This window comes from Sphingomonas oligophenolica (assembly GCF_039522915.1).
GTDB lineage: Bacteria > Pseudomonadota > Alphaproteobacteria > Sphingomonadales > Sphingomonadaceae > Sphingomonas > Sphingomonas oligophenolica.
The window spans coordinates 1-17,889 of sequence record NZ_BAAAEH010000014.1 but is presented as its reverse complement, the minus strand read 5'-3'; the positions used below and the strand labels follow the sequence as shown (position 1 = coordinate 17,889).

Below are 17,889 nucleotides of genomic sequence, written 5' to 3'. Positions count from 1 at the left end.
ACGGGCGGCCTGATGCAGCGATCCGAAATGGCTGGGCTCGGCGTGGCCTTGCTCGGCCACGGCCTGTTGTTCGCGCTCCTGTCGCTGAGCTTCTGCTCGTCGCCCAAGATCGAGCCGCCAAAGGCCAAGCCGATCGAGGTATCGCTGGTCGATGATGTCGGCCTGACCGCGACGGCACCGCAATCGACTGAAGCGCCGTCGGAATCCAAGGCGCCCGAGCAGGGCCCGCCGGAGGAGGCTGCCGCCGCGGCGAAGCAGCCGGCCGAGCCCGACCCGACGCCGCCCACGCCCCAGCCCGAAGCAGCGCCGCCACCCAAGCCGGCCCCTATCGCGAAACCGCTCCCGAAAAAGCCGGTCGCGCCGTCGCCTGACAAGGCGAAGACTGAGACCAAACGTGCCGCCGCGCCGGCGAGCACCGCAGCCACGACCCGGGGGACCGGCAGCAGCGCGACGTCGAGCAAGAACCACCAGCGTGGATTCAATATCGACGATATCCTGAACGACGGTCTCGGCACCAGGCCATCCCAGTCGAAATCAAAGGCGCCGCCGGCTGCCGTGATGAACGCGAAGGCAATGGCCGACATCCAGTCCGCGATCGCGCGGCAGATCCAGCCCTGCGCCGATCGTCAGGTCATTCCCGGGCCGGGCGCCAACCAGATCTCGGTCAAGCTCAACCTGCGGCTCAATCGCGACGGCACGCTTTCGGCGACGCCGAAAATGGTCGGCAGCCCGAGCGGGGTGGATGAAGACAATGGACGCTATGTCCAGCGTGTGGTTGATCTCGGCGTCGCCGCGTTCAAGGGCTGTTCACCGCTCAAATTGCCAGACGAATATTATCAGACCGCCTTGGGCGGCTGGAACAACATCAACTTCACTTGGCAATTGAAGCATTAAGCGAGGCACGCATGACCCTTCGATATTCGCTCGCATTGTCCTGGCTGGTCGCGCTTGCCGCCCTTGCCGTGCCGGTTTCGGCGCAGGCGCAGTCAGCGCCGGTCGCGGCGCAAACGCCGCGCGCGCCGGACCAGCAGCAGCAACCGCCGGCGACCGGCGATCAGACGCCGCCACCGCTCGAGGTGTCGGTGACGGGCGGCACGTCGGCGCCGCTCGGGATTGCGATCCCGGTGATGCCGACCGCGTCGGCGGTGAACACGCCGGCGGGGCGTACTGACGAGCTCGGCCGGCAGCTCGCCCAGATCGTCACCAACGACCTCAAGGGCTCCGGGCTGTTCAACCCGGTCGGTCCGGGGGCGCTCAAGAGCGTCCCTTATGGCGAGGTGACCGCGCCGACCTTCGATTTCTGGAGCGGCGCCGGGGCGCAGACACTGGTCCAGGGCTTTGTGCGCGCCAATGGCGACGGCACGCTGACCGTCGGCTGCTATCTCTACGACATCTTCGCCCGGAGCGAGTTGACCCGGCAGGGCTTTGTCGTCTCGCCTTCCGACTGGCGCCGCGCGGGGCATAAATGCGCCGACATGGTCTATACGAGGCTGACCGGCGAAGGCCCCTATTTCGACAGCCGGATCGTCTATATCTCGGAGACGGGCCCCAAGGCGCACCGCCTGAAACGGCTGGCGATCATGGATCAGGACGGCGCGAATCACCGCTTCCTGACCAATGGCCAGTCGATCGTGCTGACCCCGCGTTTCTCGCCGGACCAGAAATCGATCGTCTATATGAGCTACCTGAATGATCGCCCGGCGATCTATCTGTACGATATCGGGACAGCCCGGCAGCATCTCGTGGTCAATAATCCGAGCCTCACCTTCGCGCCGCGCTTCTCGCCCGACGGGCGCTGGATCCTGTTCTCGATGGCGGTCGCCGGTAATACCAACCTCTACCGCGTCGAGACGGCCGGCGGCTCGCCGCAGCGGCTGACCAACAGCCCGGGGATCGATACCGGCGGCAGCTATTCGCCCGACGGCACCCGGATCGCGTTCGAGAGCGATCGCTCGGGAACGCAGCAAATCTATGTGATGGGGGCCGACGGATCGAACCCGCAACGCATCAGCTTCGGTAACGGTCGCTATGCAACGCCTGCGTGGAGCCCGCGCGGCGACCTGATTGCCTTCACCAAGATTGCCGGCGGTTTCCGCATCGGCGTGATGAGCCCGACCGGCGGCAATGAGCGCCTGCTGACAGATAGCTGGCAGGACGAGCAGCCGAGCTGGTCGCCCAATGGCCGCGTTCTGGTGTTCTTCCGGTCGCATCAGGGGGGCGCCGGAAACGCCGATCTCTGGTCGGTCGATCTGACCGGGGTCAATGAGCGCAGGCTCGCGACCCCCCTCGACGGATCCGATCCGGCATGGGGGCCGTTACGCCCCTAGGGTCGATTCCAGCCATTTCGGCTCAAGATTGACTCTCGTTAACCAAACGACGATGCCCCGAGGCGTCGAATGTTGAAGCGCAACCGAAACGACCCTTGATCGAAGGAGACGCCCTATGGCCAGACTGACGACAACGCTCATCGTCGCCGCCGCGCTAGCCGCGACCGCCGGATGCAGCCCCAAGCCGAAATATATCCCGCCGGCGCCGAGCGATCACGGCCCGGTCACCGAAGACAAGGTGGTTCCCGGTTCGCGTGCCGATTTCGAACGCTCGGTGACGAGCAACACGATCCATTTCGCCTACGACAAATATGATATCGATCCCGAAGCGCGCGCGATCCTGGACAGCCAGGCGGCGTGGCTCGCGCACTGGCCGAACGTTCCGGTCAGCCTCGAGGGGCATTGCGACGAGCGCGGCACCCGCGAATATAACCTCGCGCTCGGCGATCGCCGCGCCAATGCAGCGAAGAATTATCTCGCGTCGCGCGGCATCAACCCGGCGCGCATCTCGACGATCAGCTATGGCAAGGAACGCCCGATCGCGCTCGGCTCGGACGAGGCGAGCTGGGCCCAGAACCGCCGTGCGGTGACGATTGTCCTGAATTGAAGCCCCCGGCTCGGGCCGGGACCAAGCAAGAAAAGCGCCGCCCCGATCGCGAGATTTGGGCGGCGCTTTTGCGCGGATTCGATTCCCCTTGCGCCGAAGCAAATCCCGATATAAAAGTGATATCACATTAACGGGAGGATCCCATGTCGGATTCGGTTGCCAGGAATACCGCGCTCACGCTGTCGAGCGAACGTACGGCCGCCACGTCGAGCGGCTATATCATGCTGTTGATCATGCTGCTTGCGCTTGTCGCGGGCATCTTCGGCGCGAGCCTGATGCGGAACGATCCAGCGCTCGGCGGCACGATCATGGCCGCCGCGACGGTCACCTTCTCCTTCATCTTGTGCGGCTTCTACATGCTGCAGCCCAATCAGGCGGTGGCGATCACCCTGTTCGGATCCTATCAGGGCACGGATCGCAACACCGGCCTGCGCTGGTTGCTGCCATGGCTCGGGCGCAAGAAGGTCTCGCTTCGTGCCAACAACATGATTTCCGAGCGGCTCAAGGTGAATGATCTGCGCGGCAACCCGATCGAGATCGCGGCGCAGGTGGTGTGGCGCGTGACCGACACCGCCCAGGCCCTGTTCGATATCGACGACTACAAGTCCTTCGTCATCGTCCAGATCGAGGCGGCGGTGCGCACCATCGGCGCGCGTTATCCCTATGATGATTTCGAGCATCAGGAGGTCACGCTGCGCGGCAATCACGATCAGGTCAGCGCCGAGCTGCGCACCGAGCTGATCGCCCGGCTGGTCGTCGCGGGCATCACCGTCGACGAGTGCGGCTTCACCCATCTCGCCTATGCGCAGGAGATTGCCGGCGCGATGCTGCGCCGCCAGCAGGCCCAGGCGGTGGTCGCAGCCCGCAAGACCCTGGTCGAGGGTGCGGTCGGCATGGTCGAGATGGCGCTGGAAATGCTGTCCGAGAAGAATGTCGTCCATCTCGACGACGAGCGCCGCGCCGCGATGGTCTCGAACCTGATGGTCGTGCTGTGCGGCGAGCGCGATACCCAGCCCGTCGTGAACGCCGGCAGCCTGTACCAATAAGGCCGGCAGCGTTGAGTGCTCCTCCCAAAAAGGCGTTCCCGCTCCGTCTCGATCCCGCGCTCTACGCGGCGATCGAGCGCACGGCGGCCGCCGATCTCAGGAGCGTCAACGCCCAGCTCGAATGCCTGCTGCGCGAGGCGCTGGCCAGGCGCGGGGTGAAACTCGAAGCGCCGGTGCGGGCCAAGCGCGGCCGGCCGGCAAAGACCGGAGACACGTAAATGATCGGCATCTTCACGACGCGGGGCCGCCTGCCCTGGCTCATCGCCTTATCGGTTACGCTGCTCGGTATCGGCCTTGGGCTGCTGCTGCGTCTGACTGAAGGACTTTGAAATGACGTTCGACGATGTGAAGCGCGCCTTGCATATTCGGGAGGGCTATTGGTTCGCCCCCAAGCTGTTCGGCCTGGGCGCGACGCCGGTCACATGGCAGGGCTGGGCACTGACCTTCGGCCTGGCGGCGGCGCTCCTGCTCGATACGCGCTATGTCGCCGGCATCGTACCAAAGCTTGTCATCGGCCTGGCGCTCACCGCGGCGTTCATGACGATCGCCGCGCGCAAGACCGATGGCGGCTGGCACTGGCGCTGGGGATCTCGCGGCTAATCCTCCCCCTGGCGGGCAGGGCTATCGCATATGGCTTCTGGACCAGGGGCGGACGGGGAACAGACCGGAATCGCTCGACGAACAAATGGGCCGATGTTCTCCGTCTGTCTTCCATATGCGATAGCCCTGCCCTGGCGGGGGAGGATCGAGGAAATGTCATCTTATTTCATAAGTTTGCAGCGCAGCGACGATACTCGCGCACTACCTTCTTCAGTGGCCCTCCGCCGCAGCGCCAACGGGCTTGATCCTGAACCACAAAGCATAGAGCGCGGGGAGGAAGGCGAGCGTCAACACGGTTCCGCCGATGGTGCCACCGATGAGCGTGAAAGCGAGTGATCCCCAGAAGACGGAGAAGGTGAGGGGGATGAACGCGAACACGGCGGCCAGCGCGGTCAGGATAACCGGTCGTGCGCGCTGTACGGTGGCCTCGACGAGCGCGCGATGGGGATCCATCCCGTCAGCTTCGTTCGAATGGATCTGGCCGATCAGGATCAACGTGTTGCGCATGATGATCCCCGCCAGCCCGATCATCCCGAGGATCGCGTTGAAGCCGAATGGCTGGTCGAACAGGAGCAGAGTCGGCACCACGCCGACCAATGCGAGTGGCGCGGTGAGCAGAACCATCGCCATCGCCGTCATCGAGCGGACCTGGAAGATGATCACCACCATCATCAGGATCAGCATGACAGGGAAGACAGCGGCCAAAGCCTTGTTGGCCTTGGTGGCTTCCTCGAGCGAAGCACCGGTCTGGATCTGATAGCCCGCGGGCAGGCTGGCGATGATCGGCGCAATCTGCGTCAACACCTGGTTCGCGACATCGGGCGGCTGGGTGCCCTCGGCAACATCGCCGCGCACGGTGATCGTCGGAAACCTGTCATAGCGGCGGAGGATCGGGTCCTCCATCCTGATCTCGGTGTGCCCGATCTGGTCGAGCGGGATGCGCTCGCCTGTATTGCCGGCCAAGGTAAAGCCATTGAGTTTCGCCGGGTCGAGCCGGTCGGTCCCGGCGCTGCGCGCGACGACGCCCACTGAGCGAATATCCTCGCGGACTTCGGTCACCGTCGTGCCCGTCAGGAAGGTCTGGAGCTGTTCGGCGACGTCCCGCGTCGTCAGGCCGATCGCTTTCAGGCGGTCCTGATCGACCACGAAGTGAAGCGCCGGCACGCGCTCGCCCCAATCGGTGTTCACCTGTCGCAGCGACGCATTGGCGAGCATTACAGTGCGCACGCGTTCCGCAATCTCGCGTATTTTTGCGACGTCGGGGCCCATCACCCGGAAGGCGACGGGGAAAGGGGAAGGCGGCCCGAATACGACCTGGGTGGCGCGTATCTTCGCCTCGGGGGCCAGCCCCTGGGCAGCGGCAAGGCGGATTCGCCGCTTCAATATCTCCCGCGTCTTCGCACTCTCGGTCATGACGACGATCTTGGCGAAGGAGGGATCGGGCATTTCCGGGGAGATGTTGAGGACGAAGCGCGGCGCACCTTGCCCAATATAGCTGGTGACGATTTTCGCCTCGGGCTGCCGACGGAGCCAGGACTCCACCTTGACCGTGGCTGCGGTGGTCGCGGCGATTCCAGTGCCCTCGGGCAATTGCAGTTCGACCAGGACTTCCGGCCGATCGGAGATCGGAAAGAACTGCTTCTTGACGAGCCCGAGCCCAAGCACCGCGATCAGGAAAAGCGCCGCCACGGCGAATACTGCTGTCTTGCGCCGCGCGACAAGCCCGGCGATTGCCTTGCGCAGCCTCTGATATGCCGGCGTGCCGTAGATCGCCTCGTGGCCGCCCTTTACCCGGGCGATATCGGGGAGAAGCTTCACGCCGATATAGGGCGTGAACGCGACCGCGACGACCCAGGAGGTCAACAGCGCGAACATCACGACCCAGAAGATGTTGCCCGCATATTCGCCGGCGGTCGATTTCGCGAACCCGACGGGCATCAAGCCAATGGCGGTGACCAATGTTCCGGCCAGCATCGGCGCGGCGGTGTGTCCCCATGCCCAGCTCGAGGCGAAGATCCGGTCGTGCCCTTCCTCCATCTTCACCACCATTGCCTCGATGATGATGATGGCATCGTCGACCAGCAGCCCGAGAGAGAGGATCAGCGCGCCAAGCGTGATCCGGTCGAAATCCCGGCCGGTCGCGAGCATGATGATGAACACACCGGCAAGCGTCAGCGGCACCGCGGCAGCCACGACGACGCCCACGCGCCAGCCCAGGGTGATGAGGCTGATGGCGATCACCACGACAAGCGCGACGAAGAACTTCAGCATGAATTCGCCGTACGCTTCCTCGATATTGACCGACTGATCGGTGATCTTGGTGAAGCTGAGGCCGGCGGGCATTTCACCCGTGATCGAGGCGACCTCCTTGTCGAGATCCTTGCCAAGCTGGAGTCCGTTGTAACGATCCTTCATCACGACGCCCAACTCCAGCGTCGGTTCACCCTGGTGGCGGATCAGATAGGTCGGCGGGTCTTCATATCCCCGCTTGATCTCGGCGATGTCCGAAAGCTGAAAGGTCCGGCCGTTGGCGATAACGGGCGTCTGCGCGATCTTGCCCAGATCATCCAGCTGTCCGTCCAGCCGCACCTGGACTTCAGGCCCTTTGGTTTCGACCGTGCCGGTCGGCACAAGGAGATTCTGGTTGTTGAGGGCCGCGAAGACATCGCGTGGCGCAACGCCGAGATTCGAAAGCCGGTCGTGCGAGAAATTGACGAAAATCCGCTCCGGCCGCTCGCCGATGATCTCCACCTTCTTGACGCCCGCCACATGCAGGAGCCGCTGCCGAATGCGCTCGGCCTCCCGCACCAGCAGTCGCTGCGGTTCGCCCTTCGCCTTGAGCGCATAGAGCGTGAAGGTGACGTCGCCGAATTCATCGTTGATCAGCGGTCCGATCACGCCGCGGGGGAGCTTCGCTGCCTCGTCACCGAGCTTTTTGCGGGCCTGGTAGATTTGTTCGGGAACGGCGGCGGGGGGGATCGCGTCCTTCAGCCATAACTGGGTGAAAGCCAGGCCGGGGCGCGTGAAGGTCTCGCTCCTGTCGTACCAGGTCAGTTCCTGCATGCGCTTCTCGAGCGGTTCCGCCACCTGGTCCTGCATCTCTTGCGCGGTCGCACCGGGCCAGGCGCTGACGACGGTCATCACCTTGACCGTGAAACTGGGGTCCTCGGCGCGGCCGAGATTGAGGAAGGCGAACAGGCCTGCCGCTGAGATGGCGATGATGAGGAAGAGCGTTACCGACCGCTCGCGTACCGCGAGCGCCGAGAGGTTGAACCCGCTCACAGCGAAGCGGTCGCGACGGCATCCACACGGACCCGCTCGCCTTCATGCAGGAGATGGGCACCGAGCGCGACGATGCGCTCGCCCGGGGCAAGGCCGGATGAGATCGTTGCGGTTTCGTCGCTGAGTCCGGCGATGGTCACGCGGCGCCAGGCGACTTTTGGCTCGCCGCCGGTGAGAACCCACACCCCAGGCCCGTGCCCGCTGTCGTACAGCGCTGCCAATGGGATCTGCATGCCGGAGGCTTTGCCGGCCAGCGGCAGGGCGATGCGGACAGTGGCGCCAAGCGGTGCCGCCGCCGGAGGACCTTCCAGACTGTAGCGCGCGTCGAAGGTTCGGGATTTCGGGTCCGCTGCATCGGATAGCTGGCGCAACCGGGCGGCGCCCCAGGCCGGGACGCCATAGATATTGGCGCGTGCCGCCGAACCGATCGCGGGACGAACGGTTTCCGGCAGGCTGATCGTTGCCTCGCGGGGCCCCGCCTGGGCGAGGCGGACGACGATCTGGCCGGCCGATACCACCTGCCCCGGCTCGGCCAATGTCTCGACCACAACGCCGTCGGCGTCTGCGAGCAAGGTGGAATAGCCAGTCTCGTTTCTCGCAACCCGCGCCTGCGCCTCGGCGGCCACCAATTGCGCGCGTGCCGATTGGGCCGCTGCCTTGATCTGATCATAAGCTGAAGCGGACACAGCGCCCGCGCCGACAAGCTCGCGGTATCGCGCCTCGTCAGCGGAGGTCTGGACCGCCCTGGCGCGCGCCGCCGTCACCGCGCCGTCCTGCGTCGCCGCCGCGAGCGCCAGATCGGTCGAGTCGATTCGCATCAGCGGCTGGCCTCTCCGGACCTTCTGGCCGGCATCGACCAGTCGCGCCGTGATCTTGCCGCCGACCCGAAATCCCAGGTCGCTTTGGACGCGTGCCGAGACGACGCCCGTGAATTCGCGTTCAGCGCCCGCTGCCGGAATGGGGGTCGTTACCCGCACCAGCTGAGGTGCGGTCCGGGGATCGGCCTCGGATCTGCCGCAGCCGGCAAGGGACAGCGATGCTGTGGTGGCGATAAGCGCGGACAGGATTCGATACCAGGACGACATGGCGGACATCTCTCATGAGGAGAAATGCTGCCTGAACGATTGTGACGGATATGTCAATTGGTCACTGGTTACAAATTCAGGGCGCGAGACTCCTCAGGACCAGGCTGATCATCTCGTTCTTGTCACGGGGCAGATCGTCCAGATTATATTGAAGCATCACTGGGTTCACGAAAGGCTTCATTGCCCCCATGATCGCTCGGCAGGTCTCATCGAGCGGCGTCTTGCGCTCGAACTCGCCCGATTCCCGGCCCTCCAGGATGATTCGTGCGAGAATATGCTCAATATTCTCGATATATTTGAGGGATGAAGACCATTTTTCGGTGCACGAATGGATAGCGATATCGTAAAGTTTTCTGTCATTGGAAAACAGGAATACCCCTGTGTCCGTCAATGTCTCGGCCATTATACGAAATTTTTCGGTCGCGGAACGGCCGGATGAGACCGACTCTTCCAAAGTCACAATAATTTCGGATAGGAAATTGCTGCAAATAGCCTCGCCAATGGCCTGCTTAGAGTCAAAGAATTTGTATATATACGCTTTGGAAAATCCGATTGCCTTGGCCAGATCGGAAACCGTGGTCTTGCCATATCCGTAGTGCGCGAAATGGTCATAGGCTGCGGCGATAATCTGCTCGCGTATATTGTGGTCCGCCGGGCCGCGTTGCCCGTCCACGGGGCTCTCCTGAAGGTCGTTCATCATCAGGACGTATAGCCATGGCGGCCATGTTTGACAACTTGTGACCAAAACGTATATTAGTTACTCGTTCACGAAAGGAACGAGTGTCATGCGAAACGCCAGAATTGCCGGTCTCCTTCTGGTGGCGCTGGGTCCGGGTGGTTGTGCCGTGGGGCCGGATTATCACCGCCCGGAAGTCGCGTCGGCCGGCCGCTTCATGGGGCAGCCGGCGGTCGCTGCGCGTGCCGCTGCCGTGCCATCGGACCTGGTGAGTTGGTGGAACGGCTTCGACGATCCCTTGATGACTCAATTGATCGAGGAGGCGCTCGATCATAACCTTGACGTGGCGCAGGCGGTCGCGCGGGTCTCCCAGGCAAGGGCGGGGCTCCGCGCCGCGAACGCTGCGTTGCTGCCATCGGCACAGATTTCGGCCAATGCGGCCACCGCGCATCAGTCGCTCGAAACGCCAACGGGTCGATTGCTGAGCGGCGTGCCCGGCTTCGCGCGCGACGGCGAACTCTATGATGGAAGCGTCAGCGCGAGTTGGGAAATCGATCTGTTCGGCGGGTTGCGTCGCGGACGGGAGGCGGCGCGTGCCGATTATGGCGCGTCGCAGGCTGACGTCGCGGGCGCGCGCATAGCGGTCGCGGCGCAGACGGCGGAAACCTATGTGGCGATCCGTGGCTTGCAAAACCGTATCGCGATCGCGACGGAGCAGGTCGATACGCAGCGCCGCCTGGTCGGCATCATTGACCTTCAATACCGCAAGGGCGTCGCCGCCGAACTGCAGCTGAACCAGGCGAAAGGGGCGCTGTCGCAAGTCGCCGCGACGCTGCCGGTCCTGCGCGAAGCGCTCGAGTCGGCCATGAATTCACTGGATGTGCTGCTCGGATCCCAGCCGGGCAGCAATCATGGCCGCCTGGCGGCGCCCAGCCCAATCCCGGTTCCACCCGCGATCGCTGATGCGGGCGGACCGGCGGAGCTTCTGCGCAGGCGGCCCGATCTGCTTGCAAGCGAGCAGAGACTGATCGCGGCCAATGCAAGGATCGGGGAGGCCGTGTCCCAATATTATCCCAAGCTCTCCCTGAGCGGGTTGCTTGGTACCGCCACGACCGCGGCTGGCGGGCTGTTCGGTTCAGGGGCAACCCAGGCGCAGGGGGTGTTGGGCCTGCGTTGGCGGCTATTCGATTTTGGCAGGGTCGATGCGGAAATCGCCGCTGCGCGGGGGCGCGATGCCGAGGCCCTGGCGGCCTATCGGCTGGCGGTCCTGCGTGCATCGGAAGATGTGGAGAATGCCTTTTCGAGCCTGGTCGAACGCGAGCAGCAGGAACGCACTCTGGCCGAGGGAGAGGACTCGCTGGTCCGCGCGCGCAAGGCCTCGTTTGCCGCCTATCAAGGCGGTGTTGTCAGCCTGATCGAGGTTCTGGATGCCGACAATCGTCTGCTTGCGACCCGCGATGCGCGCATACAGGCGCGGACCGAAGCCGCACGCGCGGCGATCTCCTCGTTCCGGGCCCTGGGTGGCGGATGGTCGAGTGCGGAGCGAGCAGCTCTCTAGGCCGGCAGGCTCAGGAATATCGCAGGCTGCACGAAACATTGTACAATGTTCTGTACAATTGGAAATGTCAGCGCCTTGCATGACATTCCCAACAGATGGAGGACGTCGCACCGTCCACCCGTCATCGATTCAACCGCGTCGAAACCTGCGCTACCAGCGTCGAGCGCGGGTTAACTCAAGGCCTGGTCGAGCAGTTTCGCCAGCCTCAAACCACCGCGCTCGACCTGAAGCTTGGCCACCGGCACGAGCTTGTCGATCGTCGCTTCGTCGAGCGTGACATGCGCTGGGTTCGGCGCGCAGGGGTCGCCGCCGAGCGCGCTGGCATAGACGCTGTCATGCGCAACCAGCCAGCTCTCGCGGCTCCAGTCAGTCACGGTGCCGGCCGCGATGCGGGTGCGCACGGCCGCGGGATAGCGCCGCACCAGTGATGGCCCGGTCGTGATCGCACGCTCGGCGAGCGGTCCATCCCAGACCGAGTGGAGGTTGAAATGGGGAGTCGCATAAATGCCATAGGTCGCGCCGACATCATTGCCGCCCTTGTCGTCCTTCTCGCCGGCATGGAGCGGCTGGTGGAGATCGCCGACAAAGTGGATCAGGAACACAAGCGCCTGGACGCGGTCCTTGGCCGGCGTGCGCTTGTCCCTGAGCAGCTTCACATCGCGCTCGATCTGCGCCGAGACGCACTTGCCGTCCTTGCAGGGCTCGACCAGGTCGAAGGGCTTGCAGATGTTCACATCCTGGAAGTGCCAGGCGAACGCATAATCATAGGGCCGCTTGCCGTCGGGGGTCTTGATCGTCTTGATGCAGTCCGCCCAGACGCTTGCCTCTTCGATCGTGCGCGTCGGGCAGGTCGGCGTGTCGAGCAACGCGGTCGACTGACGGAGCAGGCGCTCGATCGCGACGCGGGTCTGCGGGCGGACATTGGCGCGCGCGATCTCGGCGACGGTCTGGTGGCCATATTCCCAATAAGCGGCGGCTGGGGAAGCGGTCGCGGCGAGCGCGACGGCGGCGAGAGCTGGGAGGATGCGACTCATGGCAATGCTCTAGCCGCTGCGCCTGCGGTGCGGAAGCGGGCGGGCGGCTATTCGTCCCCGTAAATGGCGATGCGCCGCGCACCGCTCGAATCGGCCATCGCCCGGAACATGCCGGCCGTATTGAAGCTCCAGACGGTCTCGCCGCCCGGCCCGGTCACGATCACGCCGCCTCGGCCGCCCAGCGCCTTCACCTCGGCCATCACCGCGTCGGCTGCGGCTTGAATGGGTTCTCCCGCCAGCCGGACCCGCGCGCAGATCTCATGCGCGACGCCAAGGCGGATGAAATATTCCCCCGATCCAGTCGCCGAGACGGCACAGGCGCGATCATCGGCATAGGTACCGGCACCGATCAGCGGCGAATCGCCGATCCGGCCCCAGCGCTTGCCGGTGACGCCGCCGGTCGAGGTCGCGGCGGCGACATGGCCGCGCGTGTCGAGCGCGACCGCGCCGACCGTGCCATATTTCATGTCCACATCGAACGAGTCGGCGCCGCGCGCCTTCAGCTCCTCGAGCTGCCGGCGCCGCTCGGGCAGTATGAACCAGTCCTGCCCCGCCTGTTCGAGCCCATGCTCGCGGGAGAAGAGGTCGGCGCCCTCGCCGCCGAGCAGGACGTGCTGGCTCTCCTCCATCACCGCGCGGGCGAGGCTGACCGGGTTGCGGGTCGCCGTCACGCCGGCAACCGCGCCAGCCGCGCGGCTGCTGCCATCCATGATCGCCGCATCGAGCTCGGCCACGCCTTCATGGCTGAGCGCGGCGCCGCGCCCGGCGTTGAAGTGCGGATCGTCCTCGAGCACGCGCACCGCCACCTCGACGGCATCGATGGCGCTGCCGCCTCCGGCCAGGATCGCCGATCCGGCGTCGAGCGCCGCCGATAGCCCGGCCCGCGCGCCCGCATCGGTTGCGGCGTCGATCCGCTCCCGGGTCATCATCCCGGCCCCGCCATGCAGCACCAGGGTCCAGATCGCCGGTTCGGTCATGCTCAGGCTCCCGACGGTGACAGGCGATCGTTGACGCGAGGCCGCGCCGACTTGGTTCGCAACCCGATCAGCGGCCGCAGCCAGTTGATCTCGCGGCCGAGCAGATAGAAGGCCCAGCACCCGGCTATGGTCGCGGCCACGAGAATGGCGAATTCCTCGGCCGCCGGCAGATTCTGGCCAAGCAAGATCCACTCGACGCCGACGATCACCGTCTGGTGGACGATATAGAAGGGGAAGACCGCCTCGGTCAGCGTCTTGCGCCACGGGTGATCATGGTTCCAGAAACGCTCGGCGACGCCAATCAGTGCGACGATCGTGCACCAGCCCTGCACCGCGTGCGCCGCGGCGAAGATTGCGCCGAAAGGACTGGGCATCGCACTGCCCGGCCAGCGCCACTCGATCGCGGCGACGATGCAATAGCTCAGCGCCGCGACCACCGCCGCCGGCCGCCACCAGCGGCCGATCGCCGCCATGGCCGGCCCCGAGCGAGCGAGCGCGAAGCCGAACAGGAAGCCCGGCAGATAATGGAGATGAGCGAGTGGGTCGTCGAACAGGTCATGAGTCTCCTGCGCACCCTGCAACAGCACCATGTCGACGAAGAGCAGCCAGGCGATCGGCACCAGCACCACCGCGACCGTGCCGAACACCCGGTCGAACACAGGCTGCACACTCCGGCCGCGCGCCAGCCACAGTCCGGCGGCCAGCGCCATGGTGTAGATCCACAGATAGACGACGAACCAGAGATGTTGCCAGGTCGGCAGGATCATCCCTTCCAGGCTGCCGAAGCGGAAATAGTCGTGGAGCCAGAACCAGGCAAAGCCCTGAGCATAGCCATGCTTGCCCATCAGCTCGATCCAGGGCTGCAACGGCACGATCACCGCCATGCCGAACAGGAGCGGAATCAACAGCCGCTTGCTGCGCGATCCGATGAAGCCGCCGACATGGCCGCCCTTCACCAGCAGCGCGCGGCTGGCGTAGCCGGAGACGACGAACAGCAGCATCAGCCGCCAGCTGTTTGCCGCGAGCATCGGGATCGCGACCCATTCAGTCGGATGACTGGTCTTCACATGGAAGTCCCACGGCACGAAGACCATGCCGACATGATAGAAGATGAGAAGCGCAAACGCGCCGATACGCAGCCAGTCGAGGCCGTAGTGCCGATCCATCCCCGGCCTTTAGCGTGGCCGCCGCGGATGGCCAGCATTGAGGTGTGCCATACCCCCGTCGCGCGACGGGTGGTGGCCCGGCCGCGTCGGTTGTCGCGGCCGGGCTCGATCGGCGTCAGGCGCTACGCAATTCTGGCGCCGGTACGTCGGAAGAATCACGGTGGGGCCGGCGGCGCAGCCCGATCATTGGCCGCAACCAGGCAATCTGTCGGCCGGTCAGATAAAAGGCCCAGCAACCGGCGACCGTGACCGGCACGAGGATCGCGAACTCCGCGACCGGGCCGATCTGGAGGGGCCGCAGCCAATATTCGGCGACCACGATCACCGTCTGATGGATGATGTAGAAGGGGAAGACGGCCTCGGTCAGCATCGGCTGCCATGCCGTGTCGCTGTTCCAGAAGCGCTCGGCGATTCCGATCAGCGCGGCGATGCTCGCCCAGCACTGCACTTCGCGCGCGACATGGTAGAGCGCGGCGATCGGTTTGGAGGGCATGGCGAAGCCCGGATAGGCAATCTCGACCGACGCGACGATCAGATAGCCCGCGATCGCGAGCACGGCGGATGGCCGCCAGAGCCGCGCCAGCGCCGCCATTGCCGGCTTCGACCCTGCAAGGCCGAAGCCGAACAGAAAGGCGGGGAAATAGGCGAGATGCGCGACGCCGTCGTGGAACAGGTCATGCGTATCCTCGGTACGCCGGAACAGGAGCAGGTTGAAAACGAGCAGCCAGGCGATCGGCACCCAAAGGACGCGCAGGCCCGCAAAGGCCCGGTCGAACGCAGCTTGCGCTCCCGCCAGACGCGGCAGTGCGAGCAGCGCGGCGAGCGCCAGCGTGTAGACCCAGAGATAGACAACGAACCACAGATGGTTCCAGGTCGGCAGGATGATCCCGTCGAGCGTGCCGAACCGGAAATAGTCGCTGGTGAAGAACCAGGCGAAGCTCCTTGTATAGCCGTGCTGGGTGGTCAGCTCGACCCAGCTTTGCGGCGGCACGATCACCGCCATGCCGAAGAGGAGCGGCAAGAGCAGGCGGGTGTTGCGATTGCCGAGGAAGCTGCGGACGCTCGCCGATTTTGCGAACAAGGCACGGCTGGCATAGCCTGACACCACGAACAACAGGGTCAGGCGCCACGCATTGGTCAGCAGCATCGGCACGGCGACCCAGTCGGCCGGCTGCGCGGTCTTCACCTGGAATCCCCAGGGCACGAAGACCATGCCGATATGATAGAAGATCAGCAGGCCAAAGGCCCCGATCCGCAGCCAGTCCATGCCGCAATGCCGTTCCATTCCTTGCCTCCATGATCGATGGGTGACGGCTAGCGAGCGGCGCCCGGCCCCGGTATCGGGATGGGGCGGGAGGCGGCACCGGAGGGACGATGGCGACGGGCATGGGGACGAGCGGCGGTCGACACGGGATGAACGGTGCGCAGCGCCGGCTCGCGCTGCTGCTCGCTGCCGGCTTCGCCATCGTGCTGCTGGCGATCCTGGTTGCCGACGCCGAATCGATGATGAGCGATCTCGCGCTCAGCGGGAAACACGACACGGCGGTCCATATCTGGAGCTGGGAAACGACCAGCATCATCGCCTGGCTGACGGCGACGCCGGCGATCTGGTGGCTTGTCCTCCGCGTGCGTCCGCCCCGCTTCTCCTGGGTCGTTGTCGCGCTGCTGATTCTGCTTGCGAGCGTGCCGGTCTCGCTCTGGCATATCGCCCTCATGGTCGGGCTGCGGAAGCTGTTCTACGCCATGGAGGGCGGGCGCTATCACTTCTTCGATCTGTTCGGCTCGATCGCCGATCGCCTGCTCTACGAATATCGCAAGGATTTCGCGACGTATCTGCAGTTTGCCGGCCTGGCCGTGATCGCGCAGTGGCTCATCGCCCGTGCCGGCCTTCCCGTCGCCGTGCCCGCGACCCAGCGGATGCTGACCGTCGCGGATGGTGCGGTGACTCACCAAGTGCCCGTCGACCAGATCGATCATGTCACCGCCGCTGGCAATTATGTCGAGATCGCCTGGGCGCCGCGGACATTGCTTCACCGCGCGACGCTGGCCGGCGTCGGGGCTGAACTGGGCGCCGGATTCGTCCAGATCCATCGCAGCCGACTTGTCCGCCGCGCGGCGATCCGCCGGATCGAGACCGATCGCAGCGGCGACTTCACCGTGGTGCTCGAAAACGGGACCGAGCTGAAGGGAAGCAGGCGCTATCGCGAATCGGTGCAGGGCTGAGCCTATGCCTTCCGTGCCGCGGCATGCGGCGCTATATGAGGCGTGAATTCGAAAGGTTGCCCGCATGTCCCTTCGCCCGTGGCGCGATATCACGCGCCGTCAGAGCCGTCAGATCATGGTCGGCAACGTGCCGGTCGGCGGCGACGCCCCCGTCACCGTGCAGACGATGACCAACACGCTGACTTCCGACGCCAGAGCGACGATCGACCAGATCCGGCGCTGCGAGGATGCCGGGGTCGACATCATCCGCGTCTCCTGCCCCGATGTCGAATCGACCGCGGCACTCCGCCAGATCGTCCGCGCCAGCCGCGTGCCGATCGTCGCTGACATCCATTTCCACTACAAGCGCGCGCTCGAAGCCGCCGATGCCGGCGCTGCCTGCCTGCGCATCAACCCCGGCAATATCGGCTCGTCGGAGCGGGTGAAGGAAGTCGTCAACGCGGCCAAGGCCAATGGCTGTGCGATCCGGATCGGCGTCAATGCCGGTAGCCTCGAGAAGGACCTGCTCGAGAAGTACGGCGAGCCCTGCCCCGAGGCGCTGGTCGAAAGCGCGCTCGATCACATCAAGATCCTGCAGGACCATGACTTTCACGAATACAAGGTCGCGGTGAAGGCGTCCGACCTGTTCCTCGCGGTCGCCGCCTATCAGCAGCTTGCCGAAGTCGTCGATTGCCCGCTGCATCTCGGCATCACCGAGGCGGGCGGGTTCGTCGGCGGCACGGTCAAGTCGGCGATCGGGATCGGCTCCTTGCTCTGGTACGGCATCGGCGACACGATCCGCGTCTCGCTCTCGGCTGAGCCCGAGGAGGAAGTGCGGGTCGGCTTCGAGATCCTGAAGGCCCTGGGCATCCGCAATCGCGGCGTCCGCGTCGTCTCCTGCCCGAGCTGCGCCCGCCAGGGCTTCGACGTGATCCGCACCGTCCAGGCATTGGAGGAGCGCCTCCAGCATATCCGCACGCCGATGTCGCTGTCGGTGCTCGGCTGCGTCGTCAACGGCCCGGGCGAGGCGCGCGAGACCGATATCGGCCTCACCGGCGGCGGCAACGGCAAGCATATGGTCTATCTCTCTGGCGTCACCGACCACACTGTCCAGAGCGAGGACATGATCGAGCACATCGTCAGGCTGGTCGAGAACAAGGCAGCCGAGATCGAGGCAGCTGACGAAGCGCGCGCCGCGGCCTGAGCCGGGGCTTTAAGACATTCTTCGTCATAAGCGTTATCGCTGATCTAAGCCGCGGCGGGCTAGTCATCTGGAACTGAAGTAAGATACATTGTATGTTGCTCCTGTGTGAACGACGGGAGCAAGCG

16 protein-coding genes are annotated in these 17,889 nt (G+C 64.9%); 9 read left to right on the top strand and 7 right to left on the bottom strand.

The window, feature by feature from the left end:
- Positions 1–12 precede the first annotated feature (12 nt).
- The 6 genes from ABD050_RS08560 (at position 13) to ABD050_RS08535 (ending at position 4,580) form a co-directional block, all read left to right on the top strand.
- Positions 13–894, top strand: coding sequence for a cell envelope biogenesis protein TolA (locus ABD050_RS08560; RefSeq protein WP_343888861.1), 882 nt, complete (start codon positions 13–15; stop codon positions 892–894).
- An 11-nt stretch (positions 895–905) separates the two neighbouring features.
- On the top strand, positions 906–2,327 hold the full coding sequence (tolB, locus tag ABD050_RS08555; protein WP_343888860.1) for a Tol-Pal system beta propeller repeat protein TolB: 1,422 nt from the start codon (positions 906–908) through the stop codon (positions 2,325–2,327).
- Between the two features lie 115 nt (positions 2,328–2,442).
- On the top strand, positions 2,443–2,934 hold the full coding sequence (pal, locus tag ABD050_RS08550; protein ID WP_343888859.1) for a peptidoglycan-associated lipoprotein Pal: 492 nt from the start codon (positions 2,443–2,445) through the stop codon (positions 2,932–2,934).
- A gap of 143 nt (positions 2,935–3,077) precedes the next feature.
- A complete protein-coding gene (locus ABD050_RS08545) occupies positions 3,078–3,980 on the top strand; it encodes an SPFH domain-containing protein (protein WP_343888858.1) in 903 nt (300 codons plus the stop codon).
- A gap of 11 nt (positions 3,981–3,991) precedes the next feature.
- Positions 3,992–4,198, top strand: coding sequence for a type II toxin-antitoxin system antitoxin (locus ABD050_RS08540; RefSeq protein WP_343888857.1), 207 nt, complete (start codon positions 3,992–3,994; stop codon positions 4,196–4,198).
- 112 nt (positions 4,199–4,310) lie between these two features.
- Positions 4,311–4,580 carry a hypothetical protein gene (locus ABD050_RS08535; protein WP_343888856.1) on the top strand — a complete coding sequence of 90 codons (270 nt, stop codon included), beginning with the start codon at positions 4,311–4,313 and terminating at the stop codon, positions 4,578–4,580.
- A 210-nt stretch (positions 4,581–4,790) separates the two neighbouring features.
- Here the strand turns inward: ABD050_RS08535 and ABD050_RS08530 are convergent, their stop codons facing one another.
- The 3 genes from ABD050_RS08530 to ABD050_RS08520 all read right to left on the bottom strand — a co-directional run bounded on the left by ABD050_RS08530 (position 4,791) and on the right by ABD050_RS08520 (position 9,644).
- The gene (locus ABD050_RS08530) at positions 4,791–7,862 is read right to left on the bottom strand and encodes an efflux RND transporter permease subunit (RefSeq protein ID WP_343888855.1); all 3,072 of its coding nucleotides are present in this window, start codon (positions 7,860–7,862) and stop codon (positions 4,791–4,793) included.
- A complete protein-coding gene (locus tag ABD050_RS08525; RefSeq protein WP_343888854.1) occupies positions 7,859–8,956 on the bottom strand; it encodes an efflux RND transporter periplasmic adaptor subunit in 1,098 nt (365 codons plus the stop codon). Before ABD050_RS08525 ends, ABD050_RS08530 begins: the two co-directional genes overlap by 4 nt.
- A gap of 67 nt (positions 8,957–9,023) precedes the next feature.
- Positions 9,024–9,644 carry a TetR/AcrR family transcriptional regulator gene (locus ABD050_RS08520; RefSeq protein ID WP_343888853.1) on the bottom strand — a complete coding sequence of 207 codons (621 nt, stop codon included), beginning with the start codon at positions 9,642–9,644 and terminating at the stop codon, positions 9,024–9,026.
- Between the two features lie 88 nt (positions 9,645–9,732).
- On the opposite strand from ABD050_RS08520, the gene ABD050_RS08515 reads away from it, so the two are divergent.
- A complete protein-coding gene (locus ABD050_RS08515) occupies positions 9,733–11,181 on the top strand; it encodes an efflux transporter outer membrane subunit (RefSeq protein WP_343888852.1) in 1,449 nt (482 codons plus the stop codon).
- Positions 11,182–11,351: 170 nt separating this feature from the next.
- Here the strand turns inward: ABD050_RS08515 and ABD050_RS08510 are convergent, their stop codons facing one another.
- From ABD050_RS08510 to ABD050_RS08495, 4 genes are all read right to left on the bottom strand, one after another.
- Positions 11,352–12,215, bottom strand: a complete 864-nt coding sequence (locus tag ABD050_RS08510; RefSeq protein WP_343888851.1) for a S1/P1 nuclease — start codon at positions 12,213–12,215, stop codon at positions 11,352–11,354.
- A gap of 47 nt (positions 12,216–12,262) precedes the next feature.
- Complete coding sequence (locus ABD050_RS08505) at positions 12,263–13,192, bottom strand: isoaspartyl peptidase/L-asparaginase family protein (RefSeq protein WP_343888850.1); 930 nt, start codon at positions 13,190–13,192, stop codon at positions 12,263–12,265.
- A 2-nt stretch (positions 13,193–13,194) separates the two neighbouring features.
- Positions 13,195–14,358, bottom strand: coding sequence for an acyltransferase family protein (locus ABD050_RS08500; protein ID WP_343888849.1), 1,164 nt, complete (start codon positions 14,356–14,358; stop codon positions 13,195–13,197).
- A 115-nt stretch (positions 14,359–14,473) separates the two neighbouring features.
- On the bottom strand, positions 14,474–15,643 hold the full coding sequence (locus tag ABD050_RS08495) for an acyltransferase family protein (RefSeq protein ID WP_343888848.1): 1,170 nt from the start codon (positions 15,641–15,643) through the stop codon (positions 14,474–14,476).
- 89 nt (positions 15,644–15,732) lie between these two features.
- Between ABD050_RS08495 and ABD050_RS08490 the strand changes: the two genes are divergently transcribed.
- Both ABD050_RS08490 and ispG read left to right on the top strand, forming a co-directional pair.
- Complete coding sequence (locus tag ABD050_RS08490) at positions 15,733–16,581, top strand: LytTR family DNA-binding domain-containing protein (protein WP_343888847.1); 849 nt, start codon at positions 15,733–15,735, stop codon at positions 16,579–16,581.
- Between the two features lie 64 nt (positions 16,582–16,645).
- A complete protein-coding gene (gene ispG, locus ABD050_RS08485) occupies positions 16,646–17,764 on the top strand; it encodes a flavodoxin-dependent (E)-4-hydroxy-3-methylbut-2-enyl-diphosphate synthase (protein ID WP_343888846.1) in 1,119 nt (372 codons plus the stop codon).
- Positions 17,765–17,889: the final 125 nt, after the last annotated feature.

Bases quoted from the DNA above. Each gene is read 5' to 3' on its own strand.
- ABD050_RS08560 (WP_343888861.1), top strand. From the start codon at position 13: ATGCAGCGATCCGAAATGGCTGGGCTCGGCGTGGCCTTGCTCGGCCAC.
- tolB (WP_343888860.1), top strand. From the start codon at position 906: ATGACCCTTCGATATTCGCTCGCATTGTCCTGGCTGGTCGCGCTTGCC.
- pal (WP_343888859.1), top strand. From the start codon at position 2,443: ATGGCCAGACTGACGACAACGCTCATCGTCGCCGCCGCGCTAGCCGCG.
- ABD050_RS08545 (WP_343888858.1), top strand. From the start codon at position 3,078: ATGTCGGATTCGGTTGCCAGGAATACCGCGCTCACGCTGTCGAGCGAA.
- ABD050_RS08535 (WP_343888856.1), top strand. From the start codon at position 4,311: ATGACGTTCGACGATGTGAAGCGCGCCTTGCATATTCGGGAGGGCTAT.
- ABD050_RS08525 (WP_343888854.1), bottom strand. From the start codon at position 8,956: ATGTCCGCCATGTCGTCCTGGTATCGAATCCTGTCCGCGCTTATCGCC.
- ABD050_RS08520 (WP_343888853.1), bottom strand. From the start codon at position 9,644: ATGAACGACCTTCAGGAGAGCCCCGTGGACGGGCAACGCGGCCCGGCG.
- ABD050_RS08515 (WP_343888852.1), top strand. From the start codon at position 9,733: ATGCGAAACGCCAGAATTGCCGGTCTCCTTCTGGTGGCGCTGGGTCCG.
- ABD050_RS08510 (WP_343888851.1), bottom strand. From the start codon at position 12,215: ATGAGTCGCATCCTCCCAGCTCTCGCCGCCGTCGCGCTCGCCGCGACC.
- ABD050_RS08505 (WP_343888850.1), bottom strand. From the start codon at position 13,192: ATGACCGAACCGGCGATCTGGACCCTGGTGCTGCATGGCGGGGCCGGG.
- ABD050_RS08500 (WP_343888849.1), bottom strand. From the start codon at position 14,358: ATGGATCGGCACTACGGCCTCGACTGGCTGCGTATCGGCGCGTTTGCG.
- ABD050_RS08495 (WP_343888848.1), bottom strand. From the start codon at position 15,643: ATGGAACGGCATTGCGGCATGGACTGGCTGCGGATCGGGGCCTTTGGC.
- ABD050_RS08490 (WP_343888847.1), top strand. From the start codon at position 15,733: ATGGCGACGGGCATGGGGACGAGCGGCGGTCGACACGGGATGAACGGT.
- ispG (WP_343888846.1), top strand. From the start codon at position 16,646: ATGTCCCTTCGCCCGTGGCGCGATATCACGCGCCGTCAGAGCCGTCAG.